The sequence below is a fragment of the Cellulomonas sp. P22 genome (genome assembly GCF_044392165.1).
On sequence record NZ_JBISBW010000007.1, the window covers coordinates 213294 to 232380 of the forward strand.

Annotated in this window: 17 protein-coding genes; 7 read left to right on the forward strand and 10 right to left on the reverse strand. The window is 72.4% G+C overall.

Going from position 1 to position 19087, the window contains the following annotated elements; translation table 11 throughout:
• Positions 1-51 precede the first annotated feature (51 nt).
• Complete coding sequence (locus tag ACGIF2_RS09975) at positions 52-513, reverse strand: nucleoside deaminase (protein WP_396046088.1); 462 nt, start codon at positions 511-513, stop codon at positions 52-54.
• A gap of 69 nt (positions 514-582) precedes the next feature.
• On the opposite strand from ACGIF2_RS09975, the gene upp reads away from it, so the two are divergent.
• The 3 genes from upp to ACGIF2_RS09990 all read left to right on the forward strand — a co-directional run bounded on the left by upp (position 583) and on the right by ACGIF2_RS09990 (position 2641).
• Positions 583-1218: a uracil phosphoribosyltransferase gene (gene upp / locus ACGIF2_RS09980; protein ID WP_396046090.1), complete on the forward strand. Its 636-nt coding sequence runs from the start codon at positions 583-585 to the stop codon at positions 1216-1218.
• A gap of 250 nt (positions 1219-1468) precedes the next feature.
• Positions 1469-1795 carry a hypothetical protein gene (locus ACGIF2_RS09985; protein ID WP_396046092.1) on the forward strand — a complete coding sequence of 109 codons (327 nt, stop codon included), beginning with the start codon at positions 1469-1471 and terminating at the stop codon, positions 1793-1795.
• Between the two features lie 180 nt (positions 1796-1975).
• Positions 1976-2641 (forward strand): SDR family oxidoreductase, encoded by a 666-nt coding sequence (locus ACGIF2_RS09990; protein ID WP_396046094.1) that lies wholly within the window; start codon positions 1976-1978, stop codon positions 2639-2641.
• Positions 2642-2663: 22 nt separating this feature from the next.
• Here ACGIF2_RS09990 and ACGIF2_RS09995 read toward each other — a convergent pair whose 3' ends face one another.
• Positions 2664-6257, reverse strand: coding sequence for a sigma-70 family RNA polymerase sigma factor (locus ACGIF2_RS09995; protein WP_396046096.1), 3594 nt, complete (start codon positions 6255-6257; stop codon positions 2664-2666).
• Between the two features lie 182 nt (positions 6258-6439).
• On the opposite strand from ACGIF2_RS09995, the gene ACGIF2_RS10000 reads away from it, so the two are divergent.
• Positions 6440-7234, forward strand: a complete 795-nt coding sequence (locus ACGIF2_RS10000; protein WP_396046098.1) for a hypothetical protein — start codon at positions 6440-6442, stop codon at positions 7232-7234.
• Positions 7235-7277: 43 nt separating this feature from the next.
• On the opposite strand, the gene ACGIF2_RS10005 is transcribed toward ACGIF2_RS10000, so the two are convergent.
• Positions 7278-7580 (reverse strand): DUF1540 domain-containing protein, encoded by a 303-nt coding sequence (locus ACGIF2_RS10005; RefSeq protein ID WP_396046100.1) that lies wholly within the window; start codon positions 7578-7580, stop codon positions 7278-7280.
• 227 nt (positions 7581-7807) lie between these two features.
• Between ACGIF2_RS10005 and ACGIF2_RS10010 the strand changes: the two genes are divergently transcribed.
• On the forward strand, positions 7808-8626 hold the full coding sequence (locus tag ACGIF2_RS10010; protein WP_396046102.1) for an aminoglycoside phosphotransferase family protein: 819 nt from the start codon (positions 7808-7810) through the stop codon (positions 8624-8626).
• 165 nt (positions 8627-8791) lie between these two features.
• Here ACGIF2_RS10010 and nrdF read toward each other — a convergent pair whose 3' ends face one another.
• The 4 genes from nrdF to nrdH form a co-directional block, all read right to left on the reverse strand.
• Positions 8792-9766, reverse strand: a complete 975-nt coding sequence (gene nrdF, locus ACGIF2_RS10015) for a class 1b ribonucleoside-diphosphate reductase subunit beta (protein ID WP_396046104.1) — start codon at positions 9764-9766, stop codon at positions 8792-8794.
• A 40-nt stretch (positions 9767-9806) separates the two neighbouring features.
• The gene (gene nrdE / locus ACGIF2_RS10020; RefSeq protein WP_396046106.1) at positions 9807-11951 is read right to left on the reverse strand and encodes a class 1b ribonucleoside-diphosphate reductase subunit alpha; all 2145 of its coding nucleotides are present in this window, start codon (positions 11949-11951) and stop codon (positions 9807-9809) included.
• Positions 11921-12337 carry a class Ib ribonucleoside-diphosphate reductase assembly flavoprotein NrdI gene (gene nrdI / locus ACGIF2_RS10025; RefSeq protein WP_396046108.1) on the reverse strand — a complete coding sequence of 139 codons (417 nt, stop codon included), beginning with the start codon at positions 12335-12337 and terminating at the stop codon, positions 11921-11923. Before nrdI ends, nrdE begins: the two co-directional genes overlap by 31 nt.
• A 63-nt stretch (positions 12338-12400) precedes the next feature.
• Positions 12401-12643 (reverse strand): glutaredoxin-like protein NrdH, encoded by a 243-nt coding sequence (gene nrdH, locus ACGIF2_RS10030; protein WP_396046110.1) that lies wholly within the window; start codon positions 12641-12643, stop codon positions 12401-12403.
• A 345-nt stretch (positions 12644-12988) separates the two neighbouring features.
• Between nrdH and ACGIF2_RS10035 the strand changes: the two genes are divergently transcribed.
• On the forward strand, positions 12989-16135 hold the full coding sequence (locus ACGIF2_RS10035) for a BTAD domain-containing putative transcriptional regulator (protein WP_396046112.1): 3147 nt from the start codon (positions 12989-12991) through the stop codon (positions 16133-16135).
• 15 nt (positions 16136-16150) lie between these two features.
• Here the strand turns inward: ACGIF2_RS10035 and ACGIF2_RS10040 are convergent, their stop codons facing one another.
• Positions 16151-16999, reverse strand: a complete 849-nt coding sequence (locus ACGIF2_RS10040; RefSeq protein WP_396046114.1) for an ABC transporter permease — start codon at positions 16997-16999, stop codon at positions 16151-16153.
• Positions 16996-17976, reverse strand: a complete 981-nt coding sequence (locus ACGIF2_RS10045; protein WP_396046116.1) for an ATP-binding cassette domain-containing protein — start codon at positions 17974-17976, stop codon at positions 16996-16998. The genes ACGIF2_RS10040 and ACGIF2_RS10045 overlap by 4 nt, the downstream gene beginning before the upstream one ends.
• A gap of 185 nt (positions 17977-18161) precedes the next feature.
• On the opposite strand from ACGIF2_RS10045, the gene ACGIF2_RS10050 reads away from it, so the two are divergent.
• On the forward strand, positions 18162-18602 hold the full coding sequence (locus ACGIF2_RS10050; protein ID WP_396046118.1) for a hypothetical protein: 441 nt from the start codon (positions 18162-18164) through the stop codon (positions 18600-18602).
• Positions 18603-18630: 28 nt separating this feature from the next.
• Here the strand turns inward: ACGIF2_RS10050 and ACGIF2_RS10055 are convergent, their stop codons facing one another.
• Positions 18631-19068 (reverse strand): heat shock protein transcriptional repressor HspR, encoded by a 438-nt coding sequence (locus ACGIF2_RS10055; protein WP_396046120.1) that lies wholly within the window; start codon positions 19066-19068, stop codon positions 18631-18633.
• Between the last annotated feature and the right edge of the window lie 19 nt (positions 19069-19087).

Genomic DNA, 19087 nt, shown 5'->3' on the forward strand with positions numbered 1-19087 from the left:
AGGTAGAGCCGCGCAGCGCTCTATCTCGGCGCGCGGGCTCTATCTCGGCGATCAGCGGTGGGGGGTGAAGAAGGTGCGGAGGAGGTCGGCGGACTCGTTCTCGCGGATGCCGCCGATGACCTCGATGCGGTGGTTGAGGCGGCGGTCGCGGACCACGTCCCACTGCGAGCCGCACGCGCCGGCCTTCGGGTCCCACGCGCCGAGCACGAGCCGAGGGATGCGCGCGAGGACGCTCGCCCCGGCGCACATGAGGCACGGCTCGAGGGTCACCACGAGCGTGCAGTCGTCGAGCCGCCACCGCCCGAGCCGCTCGGACGCGTCGCGCAGCGCGAGCACCTCGGCGTGCGCGGTCGGGTCGCCCGTCTCCTCGCGTCGGTTGCGCCCGCGCCCGACGACCTCCCCGTCCGGCCCGACGACGACCGCACCGACCGGGACGTCGCCCGTCGCGAGCGCCGCACGGGCCTCGTCGAGGGCGTACCCCATGTCTCGTGCGTCACGTGGCAGGCCAGGCATGCTGGTCATCCTCGCATCCGGGCCTGACGGCGGCGTCCATCCTGTGGGACTGGCGGTAGCCTGTGGGCCATGCGCCTGCACGTCGCCGACCACCCGCTGGTCGCCCACAAGCTCACCGTCCTTCGCGACGAGCGGACCGCGTCCCCGACGTTCCGACTGCTCGTCGACGAGCTCGTGACCCTGCTTGCCTACGAGGCGACGCGTGAGGTCCACACCGAGCCGCACGTCGTGCAGACGCCCGTCGCGCAGACGACCGGCACCAAGCTCGCTGACCCGCGCCCGCTCGTGGTGCCGATCCTGCGCGCCGGTCTCGGCATGCTCGAGGGCATGACCCGCCTGCTGCCGACCGCCGAGGTCGGCTTCCTGGGCATGCAGCGCGACGAGACGACCCTCGAGGCCGTCACGTACGCCAACCGCCTGCCCGAGGACCTGTCGGGCCGCCAGTGCTTCCTGCTGGACCCGATGCTCGCGACCGGCGGCACGCTCGTCGCCGCGATCGACTTCCTGTTCGCCCGCGGTGCGCGTGACGTGACCGCCGTCTGCCTGCTCGCCGCACCCGAGGGCCTCAAGGTCCTCGAGGCGGCCATCGGCGACCGGGGCGACGTCAAGGTGGTCGTGGCCTCGGTCGACGAGCGTCTCGACGAGAACGCGTACATCGTCCCGGGCCTGGGCGACGCGGGCGACCGTCTGTACGGCGTCGTCTGAGACGCCCCGGGGCGTCGCCCGACGCCCCACCCGGTTCTCACACGGTGAGATCTCGGGCATCACCTCTTGGGTGGAGCCTCACGACCTGACACGATCAAGTCGTGACCTCCGCGCTGCGCTCCCTCGACGCCCCCCGGGCGCTTGACGTCGCGCACCTGCGTGCCACGTGCTGTCGGTCCTGACGCCGCTTCAGTCCACCGACCACACACGCCGCCCCCGCGCGGGGCGGACCCGCACCCCGGAGGTTTGCATGCCCCTCCCCACCGAGAGCTTCCCGCCCGTCCCGCGCCCTCGCACCGGCTTCGTCCTCTACGTCGGCCTGTCCGACGACCAGGACGCACCCGGCACCGTTCCCGCAGTTCAGGCGGGTACGCCAGGAGACCTGGCCGAGATCGCCGAGGCCCTGCGCGACCTGGCTCGTGAGCTGCTGCCCACGGCCGAAACCTTCACCGCCCTGTCGCTCGTCCCTTCGGGCACAGGGTCGGACGACGTGCAGAGCCTGCGGCACCGGCTCACGCACCTGCGCCTCCTCGAGGCGCCCCGGACCGTCCTCGGCGGCTCGGGGGACGCCCGCTGAGGACGCGCGCTGCCGGGCCCCACCGGTCTGGGGGACCCCGCGGGCTCGGCAGCGCACCCCACCCCCGCACCTGCGGGCCGATGCCCAGCAGCCCGATCCATCGACGGACTCATAATCCGCCGCTCGGAGGGGGACCCTTCGCGCGCGCGGACCGGGCACATCGGTCCTAACGTGGGCATCATGCGCATCGTCATCGCAGGGGGCCACGGCCAGGTGGCCCGTCGGCTGTCCCGGCTCCTGGTGGCCAACGGGGACACCCCGGTCGCGATCGTCCGCAACCCCGAGCACGTGCCCGACGTGACCGCCGACGGCGCCGGAGCCGTGCTCGTCGACCTGGAGCAGATCGACCCGGAGTCGCTCGCGGGCGTCGTCGCCGGGGCTGACGCCGTGGTGTTCGCCGCGGGCGCCGGGCCGGGCAGCGGACCCGCGCGGAAGGACACCGTCGACCGGGCCGCAGCCGCGGCGCTCGCCGACGCCGCGACCACCGCGAGCATCCCCCGGTACGTCCTCGTGTCGTCGATGGGGGCGGGCAAGGAACCGGCGCCCGGCACCGACGACGCGTTCGCCGCCTACCTGCGCGCGAAGACCGCGAGCGAGAACTACCTGCGCGGCCAGGAGCTCGACTGGACGATCCTGCGACCGGGTGTGCTGACCGACGATCCGGGCACGGGCCGGGTGCGGCTCGACGCCGAGGTGCCGCCCGGTCCGGTGTCGCGTGACGACGTGGCGGCGGTGATCGTGGTGCTGCTGCACGAGCCGCGGGCCTCAGGCCTGATCCTCGAGCTGACCACTGGCGACGTCCCGATCGAGGCGGCCGTCGCGGCCGTCACCGAGCTCGAGGACTGACGCCGGGAGCGACCGGGACCACCTACCGGGTCTGCACCGTGACCGCACCGATGAGGTACTGGTCGCCCGTGGTCGTCGGGGTGAGGGTGCTCAGCGGCGTCGTCAGGACGGTGTCACCGAAGGCCTTGACGTCGACGCCGAGCGAGTTGGGTTGGCTCCACCCCGTCGCGGTCGAGTCGAATGCGTTGTTCGCGGCACTCGTGAGGCCCGGGCCGGCGCCGCTCGACCGCCACGTCAGGGCCGTCCCGTTGAGCCGGAGCTGGTCGCCGGTGGTCCCCCGGTCACCTTCCCACGCGACGACCCCGATGCGTGCGGTCGCGCCCACCTCGGCGGCGAACGTGAAGCTCGGCGCGTCGGACGGACGCGACCCCACCCAGGCGCCGCCGTCGTACACGGTGGCGGTCCCCGTGCCGACCTCGGCGTAGACGACCACGAGAGCCCACCCCGCGTAGTACGTGGGCACCGGGTCGCGGCGGGTCGCGGCGACCGCGGCGTCGGCGAGCGCCCACGTCCCGGCTCCCCCGGCCCGCACCTGGTCGGTGACGTCGGCGAACGACTGGTAGTACGTGCGTCCCGAGTCGTCGGTGACCTCGGCGAGGACCTCGCCCTCGACGTCGGTGTAGGTCTTCTCGCCCGGTGCGCGCAGCCGCACGCACTCCAGGTCGCCCCGGAACACGTCGCCCGACCCGCGGTTCGCCGACCAGTAGAGGCCGGCGAACGCGATCTCGCGGTCCGCGGGCGCGTCGAGCTGCGTGCTCGACGAGACGTACGCACCGCCCGCGGCGTTGAGGGGCCGCATGACGTGGCCGTTGTTGTCGAGCGACGCCGTGCCCGCGAGCGCCCGCGTGCAGTTCACACCGTCGGTGCAGGTCAACAGGGGTGCACCGACCTGCGTCACGGCCCACCCGGCCTCGCTCACGAACCGCGGTGAGAGACCGCCCGAGGCGACCTTGGCAGGTGCACGTCCCGTCACGGGGTCGCCGGTCCCGCCGCTGACGGTCACGACGACGTCGCCCGATCCGGCACCGAGCGCGCGCGCCCCGACCACGACGGGCACGACCGCGCCGGGGTCGAGCGTCCCGAGGTCGCAGCTCACCAGGCGCGGGCTGACGGCGGTGCAGCCGGTGGTGCTTCCGCTCGTCCCCCCGAGCTCGGCGCGGACGTGCGCGGGCAGGCTCACCAGCGCGGTCACCGCGTCGGCGGGGTGGTTGCCCGAGCTCGTGACGGTGAACGCCACGCGACCCGTGCGCCCCTCGACGAGCTGCACCACGGGTGCGTCGCCGAACGCGAGCCGGGAGCCACGCACGTCGACCGGCACGTCCAACCCACCGGCCCGGGTGGACGCCGCTGTCGCCTCGACCCGCACGCCCGAGGCGAGCGGCCCCGGGTGGACGCCCGCCGCGGCGCGCAGCCGCAGCACGAGGTCCGCGGTGCCACCGGCGGGGATCGTGGCGCGGGTGCACGTCGCCGTGCTCTCCGCGACCTCGCACGCCCACCCGTCGCCCTCGACCGGGTCGTCGGCCCACACCGCGTCGTCGGCCCACACCGTGCCCTCGGGTCGGGTCAGCACGACACGGACGGACCGTGCCGCGACGTCGCCCGAGTTGGCGACGCGGACCTGCACCTCGCCCTGCTGCCCCTCGACGAGGTCGATCCGGTCGACCGGCGCGCTCACGTCGAGCCGCGCCTGACGCTGCACCCGGATCTCGGCCCGCAGCTGCTGCGGGGCGAGCCCGTCGCCCGAGACCGTGATGCCGACGTACCCGTCGTCCGACCCCGACGCCTCCTCGTCCACCACCACGGGCAGACTCAGCGTCGCTGTCGCGCCGGCGTCGAGGCGGGTGAGGCTGCAGGTGGCGGACGTCGCGCCCTCCTCGCCGACGCACACCCACGCACCGCCCGCGCCCACCGCGGCGAACCGCCCGGGGCCAGCCGGGAGCACCGCGGCCGTGCGGGCTGCGACGAGCTGCGCCGGGGTGCCCGCCACCTCGGTGCCGGCAGGCAGCGTGACGACAGCGACCAGTCCCGTCGCATCGACCTCACCCAGGTTCGTGATGTCGACACCGACCGACTGGACCTCGCCGTCCGCGACGAGGACCACGGGGCCGCTGTCGTCCTGCAGCGAGAGGCGCGCGGGCGCGCGGGTCGGCGGGGTGGTCGGGTCGGCGCTGGGGCTCGGGGCCGGCTGCGGGCTGACCGTCGGCTCGGGTGTCGCGGTGGGTGTGGCCGTCGGTGTCGGTGCGGGTTCCGCGACCGCGGCCGGCGCCACGGACGGTCGCACCGAAGGTGTCGCTGTCGGCGTGGCGGTCTGGGGGGCCTGCGACACCGTGGGTGTCGGGGTCGCCGACTCGGTGCTGGCGCTCGGGGTCGGCATCGGGCTGGTCGAGACGTCGGGCGTGGCGGTGGCCGTGGCCTCCACGATCGACGAGATGTCGGACGCCTCGTCGGGCCCGCCGCCGGAGAACACCCCGAGCACGCCCGCGACCGCGACGCCGGCGACCGCGACCAGGGCCGCCGCCGCGATCCCCACCACGGCGAGCGGCGCCGATCCGAGCAGCGCGGCGATTCCTCCGGCGCTCGCCGCGACGACACCGGTGGCAGCCGTGGTCGCGCCGGCACCGGCCCCCGCGACGACCGCACCCGCGCCCGTCGAGGCGACGGCGCTCGACGAGACGGCCCCGGTCGCCGACGTCGCGACACCCGCCGAAGCGCCCGCCGAAGCACCCCCCGACGCCACCCCCGCGGCCGACGACACGACCCCGGCCGCGCCTCCGCCCAGCGCCGCGGCGCCCGCCGCGATCCCGCCACCCACCGGCAGCGGCTGCGCGAGCGCGCCCACGCCCAGCACCCCGAGCACGAGCGGTGCGATCACGGCCCGCATGCCGTGGTTGACGTCGCCCAGCTCGAGCAGCAGGGCGCGGCAGTCGCCGCAGCTCTCGAGGTGCTGCTCGACCTGCGCGGTCTCGCGTGCAGCCAGCCCGTCGCGCACGTACGCACCGAGCTTCCCGGCGATGGTCCGGCAGCCCGAGGAGATCGGCTCCTGAAGGTGCTGCTGCAGGTACGCCTGCCGCAGACCCTCACGGGCCCGGTAGGCCAGCGCGGCCACCCCGTTCGCCGACAGGCCCAGCAGCGGCCCGATCTGCGCGGGGGGCATGGCCTCGACCTCGGTGTACCAGAGGACCGCCTGCCAGCGTTCGGGGAGCGTGCGGTAGGCCTGCGCCACGACGCCACGTTCGAAGTCCGCGAGCGCCGGTGACTCGGTCGACAGCTCGGGGTCGAGCGCCACCTCGAGCACGGTCAGGTCGTCGGTGGCCTCGACGCGGCGTGCGCCCTGCACACGCTGCATGCCCAGGCGGCGGGCCGTGGTGAAGATGTAGGCGCGGAACGCGACATCGGGTCCACCGCCGGACCTGAGGACCGCGAAGACCTTGGTGAAGGCCTCGGCCACCACGTCCTCGGCGTCGGCGGCAGAGTTCGTGTACTGCCGGGCGACCGCCCACGTGGCACCCGCGTGGCGTTCGTACAGCACGCCGTACGCGTCGGCGTCCCCGCCGCGGGCAGCGGTGATGAGCTCGGCGTCGCCGAGGAGCGGAGCCTCGGAGCTCGCTGCGCCCACCGTTGATCCTCCCGCCCCGCGTCGGAGTGCCGACGAGGGCGCCGTTGCCCCCGTGATGAGCTGCGCGTGAGCCCGGCTCCGGGGCCAGGATGGCATAGACGGACGTATCACCGTGATAGCCGCAGCGGAGAAAGGTGCCGAGTCTCGCGTCATGGACGCCCAGGTGGGCGCTCTCACGAGGTGTGACGGACACCGGGCCGGGCGACGGGGCTACCGCCTCGACCTCCGCGCTGCGCGAGCGGTGGCGTGAGCAGAGCGTCGGTTCGGTGTGGTTGCGCGCCTCGGACTGGTACCACCCGGCGGTCGACGACGTGATCGGGGTGGTGATCGCCCAGCAGGACGCCGAGGCCGCCACCGGACGGCTCGGTGCGGCCCGCGGCGGTGCAGGCGTCGGGATCTCGGAGACGATCGACGACCTCGCGTGCCTGTACCGCCTGGTCGGGCGCGGCGACCCTCCCGTGCCGGTGGTGCGGTCGCTGTGCGAGGCGTGGTCGGACGCGCAGTCCGGTGGGACCGCTCCCGGCGGGTGCGTCGACCCGACCTCAGGACTGCCGACCCGCGACTACCTGGCGACGCGGCTCCGGGAGACCTACGGCCTGTCCGCCCGCACCGCGACGCCGGTGCCCGACACCCACGTGCTGCTGCTGGTCGACGCCTCGGCCGCCGAGCAGTCGCCCTGGGCCCGGGCGGCGCGTGCTGCCGCGACCGGCGCGGCGCTCCGGGACGCGTTCGACGACGGCCATCCGGTCGCGTCCATCGGGGCCGACGTCTTCGCGGTGCTGGTCCCGCGCGCAGAGCTCGACGACGCACCGCACCGCGCCGACGACGTCCTCGCGCTGACGCTCGCGCACGTGGCCCGGACGGCACGCCGGCTCGAGGTGGCAGATCTGCTGCAGCACCCACCGCGAGCCCGCTGGGTGCGGCTACCGGTCGAGCACGAGGACGCCGTCCAGCTGCTCGTCGACCTGGCGCGCTGACTGACCTCCCGGCGGCACCCGTCGGGCAGGTCAGGTCGGTGCTTCAGTGAGCGGCGGGCGCGTACGTCAGGCAGTCGGCCAGGTCGTGCCCCGCGCCGATGCGGACCGCCGCGGCGCCGCACTCGAGGTCGGTGTTGTGCGTGCAGTCGAAGCGCTGGCAGGCCCCGACGTGCGAGATCACACGGTCGAGCCCGCCCTTGCGGTCGAGCGGGATGAACGTGGCGCACTGGGCGTCGTCGCCCGCGCCGGTGATCGTCACCGCCCCCGCGTGACAGCCGTCGTGGTTGTACGAGCAGCCCGCGACCGTGCACGAGCTGACCTGGGGCATCTCCATCAGTGTGCTCACTGCGACCTCCGGTGCGTCGGACGGTGTCGGCGCGTGCCGCCGAACGATCGAGGCGCGTCACTCCGGCACGCCGGACGATCGCTCCCAAGGTAGCGCCGCGGTGTCCCCCCGTCCATGGGACCGAGCAAAGATCGGACCGCGATCGGACCGCGCTGTCACGCCCGAGGTCATCGGCTGGTCAAGACCTTGCGCGGGACAATTCACCTGGACGCGTCTACCGTCGAGGTATGAGCTCCGCCGGAATCGCCCCAGACGCCGTCCCGCACCTCACTTCCGAGGCGCCGGGACCCGTGCTGGCGGCCGGTCGAGACGCCGACGTGTACGCCCTCGACGAGGAGCGCGTGCTGCGCCGCTACCGCTCCGGGCGCAGCGCGATGCACGAGGTGCTCCTGATGCGGCACGTCCACGACCACGGGTTCCCTGCCCCGGCGACCTACCGGGCCGACGGCCCCGACCTCGAGATGGAACGGCTGCACGGCCCCACGCTGCTGCAGGCGCTCGCCGCGGAGGAGGTCTCGCTCGCGGACGGCGCGCAGGTCCTCGCCGACCTGCACACCCGGCTGCACGCCATCCCGGCCCCGCTCGTCCCGGTGCCTGACCCGCTGGCCGCCGGCCCGTCGGGGACGCGCGCGCCGTTGGCTCCCCCGCTGCTGACCGACGTGCCGGCCACGGAGACCGTGGTGCACCTCGACCTGAACCCGGCGAACATCATCCTCACGGAAGCCCACGGACCCACCCTCGTCGACTGGGCCAACGCGACGACCGGGCCGGCGGCCCTCGACATCGCGATGACGTCGATCATCATCGCGGAGGTCGCTGTCGACGCGGGAGGCGTCTACTCGCAGGCAGCACGCGCCCTGCTCGTGGCCTTCCTTGCCGCCGCCCACGTCGACCCGCGTCCCCAGCTCGCGGCGGCCGCCCGCTACCGCTCGCGCGACGTCAACCTCGTCCCCGGCGAACGCGAGCTCGTCCCCGTCGCCGCCGACCTGGTGCGCCACTACGCCGACATCGCATTCGGTGACCACCGGTTCGACACCGACAACTGACCGCAGCGGCCGAGGTCGTCAGCTGACGTCGCGGCGGTCGACCCAGCCCACGGCGACGGCGAGCATCGCGAGGCCAGCTCCCGTTCAATCGGCCTGCGTGTGGGCCCCCACGCACGACGCCGCCGACCTCAGGAGGTCGACGGCGTCATGTGCGGCTGGCTGGGGTCAGAACTCCCAGTCCTCGTCCTCGGTGTTGACGGCCTTGCCGATCACGTAGGACGAGCCCGACCCGGAGAAGAAGTCGTGGTTCTCGTCCGCGTTGGGCGACAGGGCGGAGAGGATCGCGGGGTTCACGTCCGTCTCGTCACGCGGGAACAGGCCCTCGTAGCCGAGGTTCATCAGGGCCTTGTTGGCGTTGTAGCGCAGGAACTTCTTGACGTCCTCGGTCAGGCCGACGCCGTCGTAGAGGTCCTGCGTGTACTCGACCTCGTTGTCGTACAGCTCGAAGAGGAGTTCGAAGGTGTAGTCCTTCATCTCCTGCTTCTCGGCCGCCGTGAGCTTCTCGAGGCCCTTCTGGAACTTGTAGCCGATGTAGTACCCGTGCACGGCCTCGTCACGGATGATCAGGCGGATCAGGTCGGCCGTGTTGGTGAGCTTGGCCCGGCTCGACCAGTACATGGGCAGGTAGAAGCCCGAGTAGAACAGGAACGACTCGAGCAGCGTCGAGGCGACCTTGCGCTTGAGCGGGGAGTCGCCGCGGTAGTACTCCATGACGATCTCGGCCTTGCGCTGCAGGTTCGGGTTCTCCTCCGACCAGCGGAACGCGTCGTCGATCTCCCGGGTCGAGCACAGCGTCGAGAAGATCGACGAGTACGACTTGGCGTGCACCGACTCCATGAACGCGATGTTGGTGTACACCGCCTCCTCGTGCGGCGTGATCGCGTCGGGGATCAGCGAGACGGCGCCGACGGTGCCCTGGATGGTGTCCAGCAGCGTCAGGCCGGTGAAGACCCGCATCGTGAGCTCCTGCTCCTGCGGGTTCAGCGTGGCCCACGACTGGATGTCGTTGGACACCGGCACCTTCTCGGGCAGCCAGAAGTTCCCGACGAGACGGTCCCAGACCTCGGCGTCCTTGTCGTCGTCGAGGCGGTTCCAGTTGATCGCCGAGACCCGGCTGACCAGCTTCAGCTTCTCACTCATGACAGCTCCATCGTGTTCGTCGACGCCTGCGCGGGACCGGTCACAGCATGCACGAGACGCAGCCCTCGACCTCGGTGCCCTCGAGGGCCATCTGCCGCAGACGGATGTAGTACAGCGTCTTGATGCCCTTGCGCCAGGCGTAGATCTGGGCCTTGTTGATGTCACGCGTCGTGGCGGTGTCCTTGAAGAACAGCGTCAGCGACAGGCCCTGGTCCACGTGCTGCGTGGCCTCGGCGTACGTGTCGATGATCTTCTCGTAGCCGATCTCGTACGCGTCCTGGTAGTACTCCAGGTTGTCGTTCGTGAGGAACGGCGCCGGGTAGTAGACGCGCCCGATCTTGCCTTCCTTGCGGATCTCGATCTTCGACGCGACGGGGTGGATCGAGGACGTCGAGTGGTTGATGTACGAGATCGACCCGGTGGGCGGCACGGCCTGCAGGTTCTGGTTGTACAGCCCGTGCTCGCGCACCGAGGCGGCCAGCGCGCGCCAGTCGTCCTGCGTGGGGATGTGCACGCCCGACGTCTCGAACAGCTCACGGACGCGGGCCGTCTTGGGCTCCCACGTGCCGGTCAGGTACTTGTCGAAGTACGCGCCGCTCGCGTAGGTCGAGTCCGCGAAGCCGTCGAACGCCCGGCCCCGCTCGATCGCGAGCCGGTTCGAGGCCCGGATCGCGTGGTACGCGACCGTGTAGAAGTAGATGTTCGTGAAGTCGAGGCCTTCCTCCGACCCGTAGAACACCCGCTCGCGCGCCAGGTACCCGTGCAGGTTCATCTGCCCGAGCCCGATCGCGTGGCCGCCGTCGTTGCCGCGCTTGACCGACGGCACCGACTCGATGGCGGTCTGGTCCGAGACGGCCGTCAGCGCACGGATCGCCGTCTCGACCGTCTGGCCGAAGTCGGGCGAGTCCATCGCGAGGGCGATGTTCATCGAGCCGAGGTTGCACGAGATGTCGCGGCCGACGTGGTCGTACGACAGGTCGTCGTTGTACGTCGACGGCGTCGAGACCTGCAGGATCTCCGAGCAGAGGTTCGAGTGGGTGATGCGACCCTTGATCGGGTTCGCCTTGTTCACCGTGTCCTCGAACATGATGTACGGGTAGCCCGACTCGAACTGCAGCTCGGCGAGGGTCTGGAAGAACTCGCGGGCGTTGATCTTGGTCTTGCGGATCCGCTTGTCCTCGACCATCTCGTGGTACTTCTCGGAGACCGAGATGTCCGCGAACGGCACGCCGTAGACGCGCTCGACGTCGTACGGCGAGAACAGGTACATCGGCTCGTTCTTCTTGGCGAGCTCGAACGTGATGTCCGGGATCACCACGCCGAGCGAGAGGGTCTTGATGCGGATCTTCTCGTCCGCGTTCTCCCGCTTGGTGTCGAGGAACCGCATGATGTCGGGGTGGTGGGCGTGCAGGTACACGGCCCCCGCACCCTGGCGCGCCCCGAGCTGGTTGGCGTACGAGAACGAGTCCTCGAGCAGCTTCATGACGGGGATGACGCCCGACGACTGGTTCTCGATGTGCTTGATGGGCGCGCCGTGCTCACGGATGTTGCTGAGCAGGAGCGCCACGCCGCCGCCGCGCTTGGACAGCTGCAGCGAGGAGTTGATGCCGCGGGCGATCGACTCCATGTTGTCCTCGATGCGGAGCAGGAAGCACGAGACGGCCTCGCCGCGCTGCGCCTTGCCCGAGTTGAGGAACGTGGGGGTCGCCGGCTGGAACCGGCCCGAGATGATCTCGTCGACCATCTGCGTCGCGAAGGCCTCGTCGCCGGCCGCGAGGGTGAGCGCGACCATGCAGACGCGGTCCTCGAAGCGCTCGAGGTACCGCTTCCCGTCGAACGTCTTGAGCGTGTACGACGTGTAGTACTTGAACGCGCCCAGGAACGACTGGAAGCGGAACTTCTTGGAGTACGCGTGCTCGAAGAGGCTCTTGACGAACGCGGCGTCGTACTGCGCCAGCACCTCGGGCTCGTAGTACTTGTTCTCGACCAGGTACTCGAGCTTCTCCGCGAGGTCGTGGAAGAAGACGGTGTTCTGGTTGACGTGCTGCAGGAAGTACTGCCGCGCGGCTTCACGGTCCTTGTCGAACTGGATCTCGCCGTTCGGGCCGTAGAGATTCAGCATGGCGTTGAGCGCGTGGTAGTCGAGCCCCGCCTCTACGCCGGAATCTGTGACTGTCGTCGCCAAAATCTTCCCAACCCTTCGCGGACGCGGATGACGTCCTCAGTCGTTCCCAGGAGCTCGAAGCCGTACAGGTAGGGGACGTGGCACTTGGCCGCGATGATGTCCCCCGCGATGCAGTACGCCTCGCCGAAGTTCGTGTTCCCCGCGGCGATGACGCCACGGATGAGCGAGCGGTTGCCCTCGTCGTTGAGGAACTTGACCACCTGCCGGGGTACTGCACCGCCCTCGTTGCCCCCGCCGTAGGTGGGGACCACGAGCACGTACGGTTCACGCACGTGCAGGAAGGGCTGCTTGGGCGTCAGCGGGATGCGCTGCGCCGGGAGTCCGAGACGCTCGACGAACCGGTGGGTGTTCTCCGATGCGCTGGAGAAGTAGACCAGTGAGCTCATGGTGCGGCTCCCTCGCCTCGGGTCGGTCAGGTCGAGCGGTGCGCCCCGAGGGCCGCGCGGCCGTCAGACCGCGACGGCGGCACGCTCGACAAGAGCCTTGATCTGGTCGGGGCGGTAGCCCGACCAGTGCTCGCCGTCGGCGACCACGACGGGCGCCTGCATGTGGCCGAGCGACACGACGTAGTCGCGGGCGGCGGAGTCCTGGCTGATGTCCACGATCTCGTACGCGAAACCGGCCTTGTCCAGCGCACGGTAAGTGGCGGTGCACTGCACGCACGACGGCTTGCTGTAGACCGTGATCGACATCGTGGCTCCCCCACGTTCAGAAACCCGCGGACTGCCCGCGGCGAGGTGTTCGACACTACACCTAGTGGTCAGTGATTGCCTGCACCACTAGCGGTTGTGCTTACACGCGTGTCGTTCTTCACCCCTGTGGACAACTCCAGGGTAGTCCGGGGGTCTGACACGGCCCCCGACCTGCACCTTCTCAGCCGTCCACAGACACCCTCACAGCGCCCTCCACAACCTCCTCCACAGGCCGTCGTCCGGTTCGTCCCGCGCGCCGCAGCAGGCAGCCCCCGGCGTGTCCGGCGCACCTGTGCGCGACATCACCCGAACGGACCCCCGGACGCACGGTGGATACTGTCCGCTGTGCTGATCAGCGCGCTGGGCGAGCTCACGATCGACGGCAGGCCGGTCCCCGGCACGCGGGTCGAGGCGTTCGTGCGCGCTCTCGTCGAGGCGCGAGGGCGCCCGGTCAGCACGGCGGCGCTCACCGACGCCGTCTGGGACGGCTCCCCACCGGCGGACCCGGCGGGTGCCCTGCAGGCGCTCGCGAGCCGCACCCGTCGGCTCGGTCTGGTGGTCGTCGCTGGACCCGCCGGGTACCGCGCGGCGTTCGACGGGGCCCACGTCGACCTGCACGAGGTGCACGATCTGCTGGCCCGGGTGCAGGCCGCACCGCACACCGGCTTCGCGGCCGAGGCCGTGCCGGAGCTCGTGGCCGCCGCGGCGCACTTCGGGCCGGACACCCGACCCGAGCACCGGCGGCTGCACGCCCAGGTGATGGCAGCACTGACCGAGGCCGAGCTCGCCGCGGGCGACGCACCCAGCGGGCTCACGACGCTCCGCCACCTCGCCCTGGGCACCCCGCCCGACGAACCGCTCGTCGCACTGCTCGTCCGCGGGCTCGCTGCCCAGGGGCGGGAGGCCGAGGCGCTGGACGTGGTCGAACGGCTCCGGCACGACCTCGCCGAGCAGTACGGCGCCGACCCGTCCCCCGTCGTCGCGGCCGCGCACGTGGCGCTGCTGCGCGGCGAGCTCAGCCCCGCGCAGCCCGCGCCGTCCCCCGCGGTCGCACCGGCACCGGCCCCGACCCCGGCCGGACCGTGGCGCCGGACCACGACCCCGCTCGTCGGCCGCGACCAGGACGTGCATGCCGTCGAGCGGGCGCTCGAGCGCCATCCGCTGGTCACCGTCGTCGCGACCGGCGGCACCGGCAAGACCCGGCTCGCGATCGAGGTCACCCGACGTGCGGCCGAGCGCGGCACGGTGGTGCGCGCGGTCGAGCTGGCCGGGGTGCGCTCGGACGCCCAGGTGCTGCCCACGCTGCTCAACGCCCTGGGCGTGGCCGAGTCGGTCGCGGACATCGACCGCCCGACGACCCGACGGCTGCTGAGCCCCGAGGAGCGGCTGCGCACCGCCGCGTCGACGCTCGACGGGCTGCTCGTCGTGGACAACTGCGAGCAGGTCCTCAGCGGGGTCGCCACGGCGGTGGCCGCCCTGCTCGCGGCGGCAGGCCCCGGCCTGCGGGTGCTGGCCACGAGCCGGGCGCCGCTGGGTGTCGCCGGGGAGTCCGTCCACCCGCTGCCCGCGCTCGGGCAGGCCGACGCCGTCCGACTCCTGCGGGAGCGTGCGACCGCTGTGCGTCCCGGGCTCGCGTGGGACGAGACCATCGCGGAGGAGCTGTGCCGTCGGCTCGACCATCTCCCCCTCGCGCTCGAGCTCGCGGCCGCCCGGCTGCGGTCGATGCCCCTCGCGGACGTGCTCGGCGGGCTCGGCGACCGGTTCGCCCTGCTCGACGACGCGCTGCGCGCTCTGCCCGACCAGCATGCCGGGCTGTGGGCGATGGTCGACTGGAGCTGGCAGCTCCTGAGCCCCGCCGAGCAGGGTGCGCTCGCCGACCTGTCGGTGCTCCCGGCTCCGTTCACCGCGCCCGCCGCAGCGGCGGTGGCCGCACGTCCCGGCGTCGATCCGCGGCGCGCGCTCGCGGCGCTCGTCGACCAGTCGCTGCTCTCGCTCGAGGAGGACGGCGCCGGTCCGGCGCGCTACCGGATGCTCGAGACGGTCCGGCAGTACGCCGAGGCGCGTCTCGGCGCCTCGGTGGAGCGGGCGACGGCGCTCGACCGGCTCGTCGGATGGACCGTCACCGAGGCCACGACCGCGCTGGGGGCGATCTTCGGGCGCGACCAGGTCGAGGCCCTGCGTCGCGCCGACCTCGAGCAGGAGACGTTCGCGGCCGCGGTCCGGTGGGCCACCGACCGCGACGAGGGCGCCGCCCTGACGGTCGGCGCTGCCCTGATGACGTCATGGACGATCAGAGGGCTGCACCGCGAGGCCGTGGACATGGCCACGTCGTTGCTGCACGCCACCGATGCCCGGCGGCGGGTCCGGTCGGTCGCGGTCTCCGGGGACACCTGTCGCGCCGCCGCCGGCTCCACCCGGGTCGTTGCGGACCACGTCGCGATCGCAGCGCTGCTCGGGGGCGTGAACGGGTTGGTCCTGGGCGACATGCGGCTGCTCGCGCTCCACACCCGGATCGCTCGTCGGCTGCTCGCCGCGCAGTCACTCTCCCACCCGGTCGAGTCGCTCGTGCGCGCCGTCCAGCGGCCGCAGGGCACAGACGGCGACCTCGCGGTGCCGGGGCCGTTGCTGACAGACCCCGACCCCGCGCTGCGCGCGGTCGGACTCTTGCTGTCGTCCACCCTGCGGGAGAACATCGGGGATCCCGCCCGTAGCCTCGACGACGCGGTCGCGGCGTACACGCTGTTCGAGCAGACCGGGAACCGCTGGGGCATGGGATTCACCGCTCTGGCGGCGAGCAGGTTGCCCACTCGACCGGGAACGCCCGCGGTCGAGGTGTGGCTGCGGCGCGCCGCGGAGAACCTCGACCTCGTCGGCGCGCACCAGGACGCCCGCAGTGCCCGGCTGATGCTCGAGGTCCGCAGGGCCATCGCCGGGGCGCCCGACGCACGTGCGGCGCTCGAGGCGGCCGCAGCCACGACGACCGACCCGGACGTGCGCGCTTCCGCCGAGCTCGGGCTCGCGGTGATCGCGGCGGACGAGTCCCGTTGGCCCGAGGCCGTCGCGCACGCCGACCGCGCACTGGGGGCGGTGCGGGTCACGCACGGCACGATGGGCCAGACCGAGGTGCTCTACGAGGTCGTCGCGGCCGTCATCCGGCTGCACGCCGGACTCGACACGGACGCGCTGCTCGCGGACGCCCTGGAGCGCGCCCTCCCGCTGCACGACGTGCCCGCCCTGGCGCTGGTGGGGTTCGCTCTCGCGACGCAGGCCAACCTCTCCGGCGACGTCGACGGCGGCCGTGAGCTGTGGGCGGTGTGCTCCCGGATCGGCGTCAACCTGTCGTACCTGCTGGGCGACGACCTCGCGGACAAGCTGCTCGCCGCACCACGCGGCCCCGAGGCCGAGGCCGCGCTGGCCCGGGCCCGGGCACTGAGCAGCGGTGAGGCGCTGGAGCGCCTCACCGCCTTGCTCACCGGAGTCCCGCAGGACTGACGCCTGACCCGGTGCTCAGACCCGCTTGCGGTAGGCGCGCATGGCGAGCGGCAGGAAGACCGCCACGAGACCCACGCACCACCCGAGCGTCCACAGCACGTCCGGACCGGCCGGACCGCCGAGGAACAGCGCCCGCATCGCCCCCACGAGGTGGCTCAGCGGGTTGGCGTCGACGAATCCCTGCATCCAGCCGGGAAGCGAGGTGGGGTCCACGAAGATGTTCGACGCGAAGCTGAGCGGCATCAGCAGCATGAACATCATCCCCTGCACCGACCCGGAGGTCCGGGCCTTCATGCCGACGAAGACCGACACCCAGCTCAGGCTCAGCGCGAACAGCACCGCGAGCGCACAGCCGGCCAGCATGCTGAGCGGGTCCGTGCCGATCCGGAACCCCATCACGTAGCCGAAGCCGATCGTCACCACGGCCACGATCACGTAACGCACCACGTCGCCCAGGACGGCGCCGACCAGCGGTGCCGACCGGGGGATCGGGAGCGACCGGAACCTGTCGAAGATGCCCTTCTCGAGGTCGCTGTTGAGGTTCACGCCGATCGAGACGGCCCCCTGCGCGATGCTCTGCGCGAGGATCCCCGGCAGCAGGTACTGCAGGTAGTCGTGCGTCGAGCCCGCGATCGACGCCCCGAAGATGTAGACGAAGGTCACCATGATGAGCACCGGCTGCAGGGTCACGTCGATCAGGGCCTCGGGTGTGCGCCGGGTCTTGACGAGGCTGCGGCCGGCCAGCGCGAGCGAGTGCCGCACCAGCGGGAACGGCCGGGGCCGGGTCGTCAGGTGGTCACCCTCGGGGCCGGTGGCCGAGGCGCCGGGCGGGAGAACGGAACGGGTGGGCGCTGCGGTGGTCATGCCGCCTCCTCGGTGGTGGGCTGCTGGTGGGTGTCCGTCGGACGGCCCGTGAGCGTGAAGAACACCTCGTCCAGGCTGGGCAGGTGCAGGGACAGCTCGATGACGGCGATCCCGGCGGCGTCCAGGCGGGCGACCGTGGCGGCGAGGGCTGTGTCGTCCGCGACGGGGACCGACAGCACGCCCTTGCGGGACTCGTCGGCGCGGGCGCCGCTCGAGACCGCGCCGAGCAGGGTGGCGACCTCCGGGAGCCGGGCCGCGTCGAGCGGTCGGACCGTGAGCGTCTGGCCGCCGACGACCCGCTTGAGGCCGTCGGGGGTGTCGTGCGCGATCACGCGGCCGTGGTCGATCACGGTGATCTCGTCGGCGAGGGCGTCCGCCTCGTCCAGGTACTGCGTGGTCAGCAGGACGGTCGACCCTTCCGCGACGAGCGAGCGGACGACCCCCCACATGTCCTCGCGCTTGGTCGGGTCGAGCCCGGTCGTGGGCTCGTCGAGGAAGACGACCTGAGGGCGACCGACGAGGCTCGCGGCCAGGTCGAGGCGGCGGCGCATGCCCCCCGAGTAGGTCTTGACCACGCGGTCGGCGCTCTCGGTCAGGTCGAACCACTCGAGCAGCTCGGCCGCACGGTCCCGGGCCTGCGGCGGTCGCAGGTCGAGCATGCGCCCGAACAGCACCAGGTTCTGCCGCCCGGACAGGTCCTCGTCGACCGACGCGTACTGCCCGGTCAGGCCCACGATCTGCCGGACGCGGCTCGCCTGGCGGACGACGTCGTACCCGCCGACGCGTGCCACACCCGCGTCGGGTTCGAGCAGTGTCGCGAGGATGCGGACGGCGGTCGTCTTCCCGGCCCCGTTGGGGCCCAGGACTCCCAGGATGCGTCCACGTGCGACGGACAGGTCGATCCCACGCAGGGCGTGGGTCTGCCCGAAGGACTTGGTGAGGCCTTGCGCCTCGATGATCAGGTCGGATCGGCTCATGACGACGAGCCTCGACGGGGCCGGCGACAGCGCGCCGACACCACCTGACAGCGCCCTGACACGGGCGGTAGCCAGCTGCGCCCGACGAGTCCCGCAGACCTGTGCGCGACATCACCCGAACGGACCTCCCGGACGCGCCGCAGCGATCGACGTGCCCGCCCGCGGCGAGGTGCCAGAGTGGGCCCATGGCCGATCTCAGCGAGCTGTTCGCAGCAGACCACTCGTCCGCCCTCGCCCGCACCGCAGCGCTCGACGCCGGCGAGGTGCCCGACGCCCGGGCGCACGTCGAGCTCACCGCGATCACCCCGGGCGACCTCGAGACCCTCGGGGAGATCGCCGCCGAGGTGGTGCGCTTCGGCACGGGCGACCTCGAGCTCGAGGAGGTCGACCTGGACCACGAGAACCTCGCCGAGCTGCCGCCGTTCCTGGTGGAGCTGCTCGCGGAGATCGGCCGCACCGAGGAGCCCGACGCCCTGACCGACATCGCCGCCCGGTGGGCCGCGACCGGCGAGCTCGACGCGACCGCTGAGGAGCTCGCGGTGATGCTCGCCGACATCGTCGACGTGGCCACCACCGCCCAGCGCGAGGACCTGCACGTCTACCTCTGGACCGAGCCCCTCGACTGACCGGGGGCGCGGCGGGCCGCGCGGCGGGTCAGCGGTAGGTGATGTCCGTGCGCCGGCTCGGGCGCCACAGGACGATGGCCCCGCCGGTGCTGCGCTGCTCCCCGACGCGGGCCCGCTGACCGCGGCGCACAGCGATGACGTCGCCCGTGGGGCCGGCGGTGAAGACCCGCCGGCCCGGCTCGGCGAACGAGCGCAGGTACTCGACCTGCTCGGTGAGCCGCTCGACCTCCGACTCGAGGTCGAGGATGCGCTTGATGCCCGCGAGGTTGACCCCCTCGTCCTGCGAGAGGCGCTGCACCTCGCGGAGCTGCTCGATGTCCCGCCACGAGTAGCGGCGACCACGGCCCCGGGTGCGTCGGGGCGAGACGATGCCCAGCCGGTCGTACTGCCGCAGCGTCTGCGGGTGCATGCCCGCGAGCTCGGCCGCGACCGAGATCACGTACACCTTCGCGTCGTCCGCCAGCATGTCTCGCCCCTCCGCCCCT

Coding starts and splice junctions, on each gene's coding strand:
- nrdH (WP_396046110.1), bottom strand. CDS start 12,643: ATGTCGATCACGGTCTACAGCAAGCCGTCGTGCGTGCAGTGCACCGCC.
- ACGIF2_RS10040 (WP_396046114.1), bottom strand. CDS start 16,999: ATGACCACCGCAGCGCCCACCCGTTCCGTTCTCCCGCCCGGCGCCTCG.
- upp (WP_396046090.1), top strand. CDS start 583: ATGCGCCTGCACGTCGCCGACCACCCGCTGGTCGCCCACAAGCTCACC.
- ACGIF2_RS10050 (WP_396046118.1), top strand. CDS start 18,162: ATGGCCGATCTCAGCGAGCTGTTCGCAGCAGACCACTCGTCCGCCCTC.
- ACGIF2_RS09975 (WP_396046088.1), bottom strand. CDS start 513: ATGCCTGGCCTGCCACGTGACGCACGAGACATGGGGTACGCCCTCGAC.
- ACGIF2_RS10055 (WP_396046120.1), bottom strand. CDS start 19,068: ATGCTGGCGGACGACGCGAAGGTGTACGTGATCTCGGTCGCGGCCGAG.
- ACGIF2_RS09985 (WP_396046092.1), top strand. CDS start 1,469: ATGCCCCTCCCCACCGAGAGCTTCCCGCCCGTCCCGCGCCCTCGCACC.
- ACGIF2_RS10010 (WP_396046102.1), top strand. CDS start 7,808: ATGAGCTCCGCCGGAATCGCCCCAGACGCCGTCCCGCACCTCACTTCC.
- ACGIF2_RS10045 (WP_396046116.1), bottom strand. CDS start 17,976: ATGAGCCGATCCGACCTGATCATCGAGGCGCAAGGCCTCACCAAGTCC.
- nrdF (WP_396046104.1), bottom strand. CDS start 9,766: ATGAGTGAGAAGCTGAAGCTGGTCAGCCGGGTCTCGGCGATCAACTGG.
- nrdI (WP_396046108.1), bottom strand. CDS start 12,337: ATGAGCTCACTGGTCTACTTCTCCAGCGCATCGGAGAACACCCACCGG.
- ACGIF2_RS09990 (WP_396046094.1), top strand. CDS start 1,976: ATGCGCATCGTCATCGCAGGGGGCCACGGCCAGGTGGCCCGTCGGCTG.